Genomic DNA, 10,980 nt, shown 5'->3' with positions numbered 1-10,980 from the left:
CTCATACGTGCGCCGGAACGCGCCTGGGACGGGCGGTCGAACGCGCGACCACAGCCGTGGGGCGTGAGGGATTTGGGGCCGTTCCGGGGGTTGCCGTATGATAAACGGTGGGCGTGCCTATTGCAAAAAAGCACCCGCGCGCGGCGAACGTGGCGCGCACGTAAGAAGACGGAACTAACGCCCTTCCATTTCGTCCTTCTTCTTTCGCAGGACGCGGATCGCGCCATCCAGTATCCGGCGAAGGCGCTCGTCGCGGGGGGTCGGCTCCAGGCGGCGGGTCAGTAGCGCGTGGCAGGAAATGACCAGCTTGATCTCATCGAAGGTCATGGCGTCGAAATCCCGCCGCTTAATCTTCTCGACCGCGGCGCGGAGCACCAGTTGACGGCGGGGCTCCCGCTCTCCGGGCCGCGGGGGCGAATCGGATCGGAGCTGGTTGGCGAGTTCCAAGCCCACCTCAAGTTGGGGATCCTCGATTTCGCCGGCATCCAGCCGCGCTTGCAACTGGCTCGCCTGCTCCAGGTTGAAGCCATCCAACCGCTCGAGCGGATCACGCCACTCCTCGTCGATTGACGCATCAGCCAGCGCGTCTTTTCCGGCGTCGGCGGCCTCCTCCCCGCCGGCTTCGAGGCGAGCCAGATCGGATTCAAGGCGCGCGACCAGCGCCAGCGAATGGGCGCACCGCGCGCGGACCACGTCGAGGGATCGCTCCATGTTTTCGAGGGCTTTGTTCCAGCGGCGGGCCTCCTCGGGAACGGCCAGCCGGCGCGCGTCGGCTTTGGCCAGGAGTAGCTTTATGCGTTCGAGCGCCGCGGAGTCTTCGACTGACTTGGCGCGGGCCAGGGCCAGTTTCTCCCGGAGTCTGGAGAGTTTAGACTGCATTCAAGCTCGCTCCGCCTTCCACGCACCCCGCAAGTATCGTGGCGCCCACCCGCCATAGCGCGATGGCGTCGCGAACTCGCCAGCGCGAGGCGGCGGCTCAGGATCGCATGGAAAAACCGGGATTTCGCGCCACGTCAACGGTCTCTCGCTCCAGCTCCAGAAGTTCCAGAACCCGGGCCAGCGCCGGGCCCCGCCCGCACCGGACCAGAACCGTCTCTATCGCGCTCTCCGGCCCTTCAAACTCGGCCTCCACCTCTCCGCCGGCCAGATTCCGAACCCATCCGCACAGGCCCAGTTCACGCGCCTGCGCGCAGGTATAGAAACGGAAACCCACGCCCTGAACTCGCCCCCGGATCAGGACACGGACCCGCTGCATATCAGGGGCTTACCCGCAGGTCCAGCAAGCGCTCGCGAAAACTCGGATTGGCGATGGCCATCGCGGCATTGCTCGCCATAATTGATAGCGCCGGATCTACGTTTGTGATGGATGTCTGGATGAGCTTGAGCATGTCGCGCGCGCCCGACTCGGCGATCAGGTCCAGCACTTCGGCCTTGATCTTGTTGTCATCGCGGCGCAGCAGATCTTGAAACACGTGGACCGCGGACGGATCGCCGCCTGTCATCAGCGCGTTCGCATTGCGCGCGCGGAAGGACATGTTCTCGTAGGTATCGTCCTCGCGGCGGCGCAGCCGGTCCTGGAGGTACTTGGCGGCGTCCCAATACTGGTCGGAGGCGAGCAGCAGGGCGGCTTCCGGGGTAATCGTAAGCTCCTCGTTAAACACCCGGATCAGTTCCTTGCGCCCGTCCTCGTCGCCCAGCGCGAACAGGACGCGAATAAGCCGGAAACGCTCGAGGCCCTGGGTCTCCCGGATGCGGCGCCTTGTCGATTCAATCACATCCTCGCCGCCCAGAATAATCAAGGCGCGCACACCGGCCTTGTTTTTCTCGTCGCTGATGCTGCCGATCATATCGAAGAGGCCGGGAATGATCTCGCGGTTTCCCAGGCGAGCGAGCGCCACCGCGGCGGGGGCCGCATACTGGGCGGACCGGTCACTGAACATATTCATCAAGACGGGGGTGCTTGCCTCGATCTTGAAGAGGCCGGCCAGCTCGGCGCCCGCGGCGCGAACGTTGCGGTTGTTGCTGTCCAGCGCGCCGGTGATGACCGCGCCCGGAGCGGGTTTTCCGGCGAGGTAGAGCCCGCGCGCGGCATCGATCTGGGTGCGAATATTGTTCGATTCGGCCAGGGAGGTCAGGTAGCCGGCGGCTTCCTCGTCTCCGGCATAGGCGGTCAGGGCGGCGGCCTGGATCCGCAGTTCCTGGTTGTCCTGGCTGGTCCGGAAGATCTCGCCGGCGCGGCTGCGCGCCTGATCCACGATCATCTGGTCCTCGGGGCGCAGGGCCACCGAGCCGCGAACGATGGGCAGGCGGCGCTGGACCACATCGCCCTGAACGCGGATGTGGTCGATATCGCCTTTGCGATATACCGTCTCATTCCCCTTTGGATTCGTGAAGCTGATGGTCTCGCCCCGCACCTCGGACACCTGGAGGTTGGGGTCCTCCGCGCCGGCCTTGAGCACCACGGTGACCAGGGTTTCGGAACCCGCGATGCTTCCCAGCGAGGCGCCGCCGCCGCCGCGAACCTCCTGGGCCGGGGCGCCCTGCGAGAAAAGGAGGGAGGCCGCGAGCAGGGCGGCCGGAACGCGCTTGTTCAGAAAGTGCTTAATGCAATTCAATGTGTTCATCTTTAACCACTCGCTCCAAGTATTTTCTGGCCGTCTCCAGTGAGGGCACAAACGGGTTGATCGTAAGCGCCTGGAGCGCATACTCCCAACTGCGGTGCCGGACGGCCTCCACGGTCAACCGGTCACTTTCCTTGGTGCCGAGGAATACGCCACGCAGAAAACGCGGCAGGCTGCCTACTTTCTGCGGCTCGATTCCGCTCTGGCTTACCAGGGCCGGGACCTCTACACTGCTGTCTTCAGGCAAATCACGGATACAGCCTTCATTTCGCACACACAATACTACACTTCGCGGGCGGGAATCTTCCAACGCCTCGATGAGCGGCAGAATCGTCTCTTCATACCAGACCGCGTTACGCTGCCGGGTCAAGTCGGGCACTTCGTACAGATGCTGATCTTCGTAGAGCTTCAGGATGCGCTGTTCGGCTTCGTGCAGGATCTCCGCGCGAAAGCGCGAGCAGGCCTTCTGTTTCTTGAGCACTTCGGCGCGGTGGAAATACATGCCGGTCTGCCGTGTGGGAATCATGCGAAACAGGTCGATAAGCTCATAATCGAAGCCATCCTCGGTGTGCGCCTCCAGGATTTCGAGCAGCCGGCTCATGCAGCTTCGGCGATCCAGCTTGACGTCCTGTATCCAGCCCAAGTGGTTCAGGCCGACGTAGTCGAAATGGAGGTTTTCGACGTTTTCCTGCAGGACGCTCGCGATCTTGCGCATGTAGACGCCGGGCAAATCGCTCACGCCCACCACCTTCAGGCGCGTGTATTTCATCAGCCCCTCCACCACAATGCTCATCGGGTTGGTGAGGTTGATGAAGGTGGCGTCGGGATTTACCTCCTCGATTTGCTTCGCGATGTCGAAAATGACCGGGAGCGTACGAAGCCCGTTGGAAAAGCCGCCCGCCCCGAGATTTTCGTCGCCAATCATGTTGAATTTGGGCGGCAACATCTCGTCGCGCATACGCGCCTGCATGCCGCCGACGCGAATGTGATTGAGGACGTATTTGGCGCCGGCCACAGACTGCCGCACGTCCGTGGAAGCGATGATCTGCGCGGGGAATCCGCTTTTGTTGAGGAGGCGCTGGCAGAAGCCCGCCACCAACTGGAGCTTGCGCCCTTCCTGACCCAGCAGCACGATCTCTTTGACATTGACGTTTCGGGCAATGATGGAAAGGATTAGTTCGGGGATGTAAACACTGCTCCCGCCAAGGATCGTAATCCTTTCTATCATGCAGGGAAATCCTCCTCGTGCCGCCAGCCCGCGTTTGCCCGGGTGCGCTTGTTCCCGATTCTCCTGTACCCAAGAGGCTAACGGGCGGCCTGTGGCAATGTCAAGAAATGGGCGTTTGCCGAAAAGGCGGGCCAGTGGGCCGCGGCGGTGTCGGGAAGGGAGGGAAACGGCGCCCGGGGTACTGCAAGGAAGGATGAGCTGTGTATTGGGCAAACAAGTCGCATCGTTGCAATGCGCGCATGAGGATTCAGCCAGGGCCTTGAGTGGACCGGCGGGTGGAGAGAGCGACCCCGCCGGCAAGGCAGTGTTACTGGCCCTGGTGAAAACCCCGGGCGCCGTTTAAAAGCGTTTCAACTGTGGTGTATCAGACCGCGGCCCGGCTCACCCGCGCCAGGGCGGGGGCGTGCTCCAGGAAAAGTTCGGCCGGGTTCAAATTCGCGATGGATTCCACGACAAGATCGGGTTGGTAGGCGTACCGGCTCAGGTCTGATTCCCCGGTTCCGCCCGAGAGCACGAGTACCGTCTTGTAGCCGAGCTGCACGCCGCCGATAATGTCGGTTTCCATGGTGTCTCCAATCATGATGGTTTGCGCGGCACGTAATCCCATCTCAATCCGAGCAGCGCGCATCATGATCGGACTGGGTTTTCCCACACTGAAGGCCTTCACGCCGGTTGCGGATTCGAGCATGGCCACGATCGCCCCGCACCCGGGGCGGGTCCCGGTGGAGGTCGGGCAGTTCGGGTCCATGTTCGTCGCCACCAGCTTGGCGCCCTTGAGAATCATATTCACGGCGGTCTCGATGACCTCGAAATTCACCGTGCGCCCCTCCCCCACCACCACGTAGTCCGGCGCGTGATCCACGATCGCGTAGCCGTTGTTGTGCAGCGCGTTGAGCAGGCCGCCCTCGCCGATCACGTAGGCCGTGCCGTCGGGTTTCTGGCCCGCCAGGTAACGCGCGGTCGCCATGGCGCAGGTATAGATGTGCTCCTCGCCCACCTTGAAACCCATGCGGTTCAGTTTCGCGACCATGTCGCGCCGCGTCCGCTGGCTGTTGTTCGTGAGGAACCGGAACGGGGTTCCTTCCGCCACGAGTTGGTTGATGAAAGCGTCCGCACCGGGTATCACATCATTGCTGCGGTAGATTACGCCATCCATGTCTATCAGGTAACCGTACTTCATCGTATCCTTCTGTTCTTGCCCTCGCGGGGGCCGTTTCGCCGCGAACCGTGTCTACCCGGAAGCCGCCCCGGTGGCGGGGGGCCTGAAAAGCTATTGCAACGGCGGGCGGCTTAGCCGGCCCTGCGGGCGGCCAGGATGCGGGACAACGGAGCATCCTGGTCCGCCCGCGGCGCCGTGGGATCCAACTGGAGCGCCTCCTTTTTCAGCTTCGGCCGAGCCGGACAGGTCGGGGGCTGCCCGGCCCGGCCAAAGCGTTGGGAGGCATAGGTCTTTTGAAGGAATCGCTGAAAACCCGGATTCACCTGCCGCGTCTTCACCGGCCATTCCAGACCTGCCAGCTATAGCGCAAACCCCGTGCCAATTTCGATTCAGACATGGAAAAGCCTCTATTTGCAGTACTTTTCGCGAAAACAACGCGGAAGAATGAACGTGACGCGACGCTGTAAACCTACCACCACGTAACTCAGCACCCCCCGAGACACGAATACGTAGGCCCGCCGCCGTGCGAAGCCGACGCCCCGCCCGACTGGCGAAGAAGTTTTTCCCGGTGCTGCTGCTCGGAAAATACACAGGCGGGACGCCTGTGCCACATTCCTTCAAAGGTACTCTTACGAACCAAGGTGAAGCGTGCAAAGAACGTGGCACAGCCGTCCCGGCTGTGTACCGGTTGCGAAGCAGCCGGCGTCTCAACCTTAGTGGGTGACGCGAAGCGTCCTGAAAGGCTGTACCTGCGAACGCACAAAAAAAGCCGGGCAGGGCGCGCTATCCACGCCCTGCCCGGCCAAGTTCAGCAGTTTTTCGATTCAGATCACCAGATCGTCCGGCTCCATCACCGGAACGGCGGCCAACTCCTCGGGCACTTCATCCGGCGCCCAGCTCTCCATATTCAGCCGCGCCACCGGGCGGAAGGGATACGCGAAGGAAACTTTGCCCCCGCTCCGGTCGATCAGGGCCGACACACCGACAATCTCCGCCCCGCGCGCCTCCAGGTGCTCGATCGTTTTCAATACCGATCCACCCGTCGTCGTGATATCCTCCACGACCAGGGTGCGGATACCTTTCGGAATGGAGAAACCGCGCTTCACGGCCATGCTCCCGTCCGGCTCCTTCTCCGCAAAGACCCCGCGGCAACCCAGGCTGCGCGCGGTCTCGTAGGCGAGAATGATGCCGCCGGTCGCGGGTCCCGCCACCAGCTGGACACCATCCGCGCGGAACTGATCCGCCATCGCCGCGCACAACGGCCCGGTGTACTCCGGGAATTGCAATACCCGCGCCGCCTGCAGGAACTGGCGCCCATGCCGCCCGCTCGCGTAGATAAAATGGCCCTCCAGCAACGCGCCGGCTTTCTTAAAGGTCTCAATCACTTCCGCTTCGGTCATTGCGCGAGTTCCTCTTGTATCAGACGGACCGCTTCCGCCGGGTTTTCATGCTTCAGGATGGGCCGCCCCACCACAATCATCGAGGCGCCCGCGCGCGCGGCGTCCCGCGGCGTCATGATGCGCTCCTGGTCGTCCTTCGCCGACCACGCCGGGCGAATCCCCGGCGTCACCACGATGGGATCTGGACCCACCGCCGCGCGGACGAGTCCGATCTCCTGGGGCGAGCAGACAATCCCGTGGGCGCCCGCCTCCACCGCCAGCTTCGCCAACCTGGGGACCGCTTCCGCCGCCGTTTCATGCAGCCCGATATCGCCGCGCAGATCGGCATCCGAAAAACTCGTCAGGATCGTCACCGCGAGGATCCGGGTATCTGAGTCCTCAACCGCCTTCCGCGCCGCCGCGATCATGTTCCGCCCGCCCGACGCGTGCAGCGTGAACAACCCCACCTCCAGCGCAGCCGCCGCCGCCGCCGCGTGCGCCACCGTGTTCGGGATATCGTGAAACTTCAAATCCAGCATCACCCGGCGGCCCAGCCCCTGGACCTCGCGAACGAAATCCGGTCCCGTTCGGGTGAACAGCTGGGAGCCAATCTTATACCAGTCACAGCCCGCGCTCGCGTCAATAATGCGGCGGGCCTCCGCCAGCGTATCCACATCAAGCACGGTAATCAATTCAGTACGGTGGGACAAGGCGCAATCCTTCCTCGGGTTGGTTGGAGCGGACATTATAGCACCCAGAGACCCCGCCACACCCAACGCGGGTCGGGCGGCCCGTCCATTCCCTACGCGCCGCCGCCAGGCGCAAGAATTGGCGGCATGGGGCACTCCAGGGTTTCACCAATGGCGCGGAGCAACTCCGCTTCGCGCACCTGGATTACGCCATCCGCACCGGCGGCCTGCACGCAGGCTTCGATGAACTTCTTCTTGATGGCCGGCGAGGCGAGCGCAAGCCGATCCAGCGCGGCGTCGATGGATTGCAGTCCGATCTCGCCCCGCGGCAGCAATTGCGGCCCTTTCCCCGCCCCCAGGCGGAATGCGCCTGCGGCAAACGCCGCTTCAACCTCCCCGCTTTCGCGGCTTCCGGCGTGGGCCAGCGCGGACAGGAGCACGCCGCAATCCGGCAGGAGCGGTTTCAGCGCGTAGAACTGGCCGCCTCTCGCCTGTTTCTTCCCCGCGCGGGCGGCCAGATGGCGGCGTACAATCTTCTGCAGCACGAACTCAAAGAGATCTACCCGATTATCGCTCTCGATCAACCAGTGCAGCGTCTCGCTGAAGCGCTGGAATTCGTCCGCCGGGAGCTGGCGCAGGGCCGGCAGGGCGAGGTTGAGCAGCGAAAGCCGCGCGGGCCGGGGCACGCCCGCCACCTCGCGCCACAATGCGTCGAGCTCCTCGGCCACGCGCGGCGCGGCTTTCAGCGCCAGTTCCGCGCGCTGCCGCTCCCGCAAAGCGTCTTCCCCGCTGAGCAGCATCGCGAACACAATGGCGGCGGCTCCCTGCGGCGCGTGCGCGGCGTCCTTCAGGCGCTCGGAAAACGAACCCAGCATTTCCTCCGCCAGGCGCAAGTGCGCCCCCGTCGGCTTGCCAACGCCGGGGAGGAGCGCGCCCATCGCTACCGCCGCACCGGCGACGCCCGCGGCCCCATCCGCCGCGCCCGGAAAGCCCGGAATCGCGGGGATCGCCGGAACCGGCCCACGCCGGGCCGGGGCTTCACGCGGGGCCGAAGCTTTTCTCGCATCCCGCACCTTTGCCACGCGCGGCGCCGGGGAATCGGGAAACTTGAACTTCCCATCCCAGCCCGGATCGATGCGGCGTATACGTTCTTCCAGCGGCGGGTGGGTCGCAAAGGAGTTCATGAACGGCGTGCCCATGCCGTTTCCGAAGAACATGTGGCTGGCCTCTTCAGCGTGGGCGGAGTGGATCCGGGATCCCGCGCCACCAATCTTTTTGAGGGCGCCTGAAAGGCCGGTCGGGTTGCGGGTGAACTGTATGGCGGCGGCGTCCGCCAGGAATTCCCGCTGGCGGCTGAGCGCCGCCTGGATGAGCCGCCCGAAAAACACGCCCACCCAGCCAATGACCACCAGGGCAAGCCCCAGGAATATCAGCGGATTCCGGTCGCGCCCGCCCCGCGTGTGCAGGAGCACGCGCCCGATTACCGTGAGGCAGAGAATGCCGAAGACAACGCCCATCACACGCAGATTCAGCCGCATGTCGCCGTTGAGGATATGGCTGAACTCGTGCGCGATCACGCCCTGCAATTCGTCCCGGCTGAGCTGGGTCATGCAGCCGCGCGTAACGCCGATGGCCGCGTCGTCGAGCGAGCGGCCCGCCGCAAATGCGTTGATGCCCTTCTCGTGGTCGAGCACATACACCTCGGGAACCGGCGTGCCGGACGCGATCACCATCTCCTCAACCACGTTCTGCAATTTGCGCTCGTCCGGATCGAGCGTGCCGGGGACCAGGAGCCGCCCGCCAAGCGCCCGGGCGATGGCCCCGCCGCCCCGGAGCAGGGTCACCGTCTTGTAGAGGCTTCCCAGGAACACCACGCCGAGCGTGCCCGCCGCGACGTACAACAGAAGCCAGGGCTGCCACCAGGAGATCCCACCCTGGCCGACCGTGCTCCCCTGCTGGGCAAGCCAGCCGTAGAAAAGCAGGAGACACGCGAAATACACCGAGACGGTGATACACGCCACGGCCATCGCAAAATAGAAAACCAGGACCTTTGTATTCCGCCGTGCCCTGTCTTGATGCGCAAAAAAGTCCATCGATGCCGTCCTTGAACCGTCCGAAACCCAAGCCCGAACCGCTTAGGCGCGCGCGGCGGCCCGGAGCGTCACGCAGCCATTCAGGAGAACGAGACCTTGGGCGCCTCGCGCTGTTCGGGCTCTTCGACGGCGAAGAACTCGGCCGCGCTGAAATTCAACATGCCCGCGACGATGTTGCTCGGGAAGACTTCGCGCTGCGTATTGTAGGCCATCACGGCGTCGTTGTAGGCCTGTCGCGCGAAGGAGACCTTGTTCTCCGTGCTCGTCAGCTCCTCCATCAGACCGTTCATTGTCGTATTCGCTTTGAGATCGGGGTAGGCCTCCGAAAGCGCAAACAGGCGGCCCAGCGCCCCGCCCAGCAGGCCCTCCGCGCTGGCAAGCTGCTGCATCGCGCCGGGATCGCCGGGATTCGCGGCCGCGCCCGCATTCGCACTGGAGGCCGCATTGCGCGCGGCGATCACCGCTTCGAGCGTCTCGCGCTCGTGCTTGATGTAGCCCTTCGCCGTCTCGACCAGATTTGGAATCAGGTCATAGCGGCGTTTGAGCTGCACGTCAATCTGCGCGTAGGCGTTCTTGAAGCGATTGCGGAGCGTAACCAGTTTGTTGTAAACCACAATCACAAACAACACGGCGAACACAACCAGCGCCGCAAAAACAATCATCGGGATTAACATGGATATCATGCCTGCCTCTCCTTCCCCGGTCCGACCGGGCGCGTGAATGAAACGAAATCGCCAGCCCCCCATAGCGCCATCGCGCCGGCGCCCGGCCTTGCCCGAGCAGCGGCGCCGCCATGGCCCATCGTATCGATTCAGCGACCTCAATTCAAAAGGGGGGTGGATCGGAGGGCGCGGGAGACGACCGGAGGCCGGGGCATCGGCCCGGGATTTGGCATACCCATCCCGCACGGCGAGGGCAATCGCAATTAAACTTCCAACTCGAGCCGGGCGCCCGATGAACCACTTTGAATGTTCGTATCACTTTAGCCGAACGAAGCACCGTGGCCAATCGAGAGCGACTTGCCGAATAAAGGCTACGTGCAACTATGGAGCGCCGGCGGCCCGCCGGCAGATTGCGCCACCGGCGCAAGGCAGCGTTCTGGAAATGCTACCGTCGCATCAGAATCCGCGTGTCGTCGGAGGACTCCGGCAACGTATTCTTGCACCTTCGGTGTAATGCCGGCGGGCCGCCGGCGCTCCATACACACCGTCTCCAATAGTACGAACTCATACTGTTCCGCACTTCAGACCGCTAAAGTGTTACGAATGTTCCAAAGGGCGCGTGTTGGAGCGCTGGCATCTCTGCCGGCACAGATGCCGGCGCTCCAAAACGCGCACATTCGTTGATTCAAGGTTCTAAATCGACTCAAAGTTATGTCCATATACCGAGATCGGGTTTCAATACAATTACCCATCCCGCACGGCCCGCTTGCCCTGCGGGCGCGGCGGGGGTACACTATGGACAGAGGAATCAAGCCATGCAAGCAGGCGCCATTACTGTATCCGACGAAGCCCTCCGGGCCTTTTGCGCGGAGCATCGTATCCGTTCGCTGAAGCTCTTCGGCTCCGCCTTGCGAGATGATTTCACGTCGGAGAGCGACATCGTCCTCCTGGTGGAGTTCGAGCCGGAGACGAAAATGAAACTCTTTCGTTTCAACGAGATCGAGTGCGCCCTCTCCGAGTTTTTCGGGCGAAAGGCTGAGCTCAACACCCCGGATTCTCTGAGCAAGTATTTCCGCGACGAGGTACTGAAGGAAGCAAAGACGTTGTATGCGGCGGCATGATGACCAGGTATGCGTGCCGCCCATGCGC

Annotated in this window: 10 protein-coding genes; 1 reads left to right on the top strand and 9 read right to left on the bottom strand. The window is 63.3% G+C overall.

Annotated elements, in window-relative coordinates:
• Positions 1–174: 174 nt before the first annotated feature.
• The 9 genes from KF886_16575 to KF886_16535 all read right to left on the bottom strand — a co-directional run bounded on the left by KF886_16575 (position 175) and on the right by KF886_16535 (position 9,843).
• Positions 175–879, bottom strand: coding sequence for a hypothetical protein (locus tag KF886_16575; protein MBX3178971.1), 705 nt, complete (start codon positions 877–879; stop codon positions 175–177).
• 97 nt (positions 880–976) lie between these two features.
• On the bottom strand, positions 977–1,255 hold the full coding sequence (locus KF886_16570) for an acylphosphatase (protein MBX3178970.1): 279 nt from the start codon (positions 1,253–1,255) through the stop codon (positions 977–979).
• Between the two features lies 1 nt (position 1,256).
• Entirely contained in the window at positions 1,257–2,624 is a 1,368-nt protein-coding gene (locus tag KF886_16565) for a hypothetical protein (GenBank protein ID MBX3178969.1), read from the bottom strand.
• Complete coding sequence (locus KF886_16560; protein ID MBX3178968.1) at positions 2,602–4,062, bottom strand: hypothetical protein; 1,461 nt, start codon at positions 4,060–4,062, stop codon at positions 2,602–2,604. Before KF886_16560 ends, KF886_16565 begins: the two co-directional genes overlap by 23 nt.
• 151 nt (positions 4,063–4,213) lie before the next feature.
• Positions 4,214–5,029: an HAD family hydrolase gene (locus tag KF886_16555; protein ID MBX3178967.1), complete on the bottom strand. Its 816-nt coding sequence runs from the start codon at positions 5,027–5,029 to the stop codon at positions 4,214–4,216.
• A gap of 803 nt (positions 5,030–5,832) precedes the next feature.
• On the bottom strand, positions 5,833–6,408 hold the full coding sequence (gene pyrE / locus KF886_16550; protein ID MBX3178966.1) for an orotate phosphoribosyltransferase: 576 nt from the start codon (positions 6,406–6,408) through the stop codon (positions 5,833–5,835).
• Positions 6,405–7,133 carry an orotidine-5'-phosphate decarboxylase gene (gene pyrF / locus KF886_16545; protein MBX3178965.1) on the bottom strand — a complete coding sequence of 243 codons (729 nt, stop codon included), beginning with the start codon at positions 7,131–7,133 and terminating at the stop codon, positions 6,405–6,407. Before pyrF ends, pyrE begins: the two co-directional genes overlap by 4 nt.
• A gap of 56 nt (positions 7,134–7,189) precedes the next feature.
• On the bottom strand, positions 7,190–9,169 hold the full coding sequence (locus KF886_16540; protein MBX3178964.1) for a M48 family metalloprotease: 1,980 nt from the start codon (positions 9,167–9,169) through the stop codon (positions 7,190–7,192).
• A gap of 80 nt (positions 9,170–9,249) precedes the next feature.
• Positions 9,250–9,843, bottom strand: coding sequence for a LemA family protein (locus KF886_16535; GenBank protein ID MBX3178963.1), 594 nt, complete (start codon positions 9,841–9,843; stop codon positions 9,250–9,252).
• Between the two features lie 803 nt (positions 9,844–10,646).
• On the opposite strand from KF886_16535, the gene KF886_16530 reads away from it, so the two are divergent.
• Positions 10,647–10,952, top strand: coding sequence for a nucleotidyltransferase domain-containing protein (locus KF886_16530; GenBank protein ID MBX3178962.1), 306 nt, complete (start codon positions 10,647–10,649; stop codon positions 10,950–10,952).
• The last annotated feature ends 28 nt before the right edge of the window (positions 10,953–10,980 follow it).

The organism is Candidatus Hydrogenedentota bacterium (assembly GCA_019637335.1).
Lineage (GTDB): Bacteria > Hydrogenedentota > Hydrogenedentia > Hydrogenedentales > JAEUWI01 > JAEUWI01.
The sequence above is the reverse complement of the archived record's forward strand: the minus strand, read 5'-3'. Positions and strand labels throughout refer to the sequence as shown.

Bases quoted from the DNA above. Each gene is read 5' to 3' on its own strand.
- KF886_16575 (MBX3178971.1), bottom strand. From the start codon at position 879: ATGCAGTCTAAACTCTCCAGACTCCGGGAGAAACTGGCCCTGGCCCGC.
- KF886_16570 (MBX3178970.1), bottom strand. From the start codon at position 1,255: ATGCAGCGGGTCCGTGTCCTGATCCGGGGGCGAGTTCAGGGCGTGGGT.
- KF886_16565 (MBX3178969.1), bottom strand. From the start codon at position 2,624: ATGAACACATTGAATTGCATTAAGCACTTTCTGAACAAGCGCGTTCCG.
- KF886_16555 (MBX3178967.1), bottom strand. From the start codon at position 5,029: ATGAAGTACGGTTACCTGATAGACATGGATGGCGTAATCTACCGCAGC.
- pyrE (MBX3178966.1), bottom strand. From the start codon at position 6,408: ATGACCGAAGCGGAAGTGATTGAGACCTTTAAGAAAGCCGGCGCGTTG.
- pyrF (MBX3178965.1), bottom strand. From the start codon at position 7,133: ATGTCCGCTCCAACCAACCCGAGGAAGGATTGCGCCTTGTCCCACCGT.
- KF886_16540 (MBX3178964.1), bottom strand. From the start codon at position 9,169: ATGGACTTTTTTGCGCATCAAGACAGGGCACGGCGGAATACAAAGGTC.
- KF886_16535 (MBX3178963.1), bottom strand. From the start codon at position 9,843: ATGTTAATCCCGATGATTGTTTTTGCGGCGCTGGTTGTGTTCGCCGTG.
- KF886_16530 (MBX3178962.1), top strand. From the start codon at position 10,647: ATGCAAGCAGGCGCCATTACTGTATCCGACGAAGCCCTCCGGGCCTTT.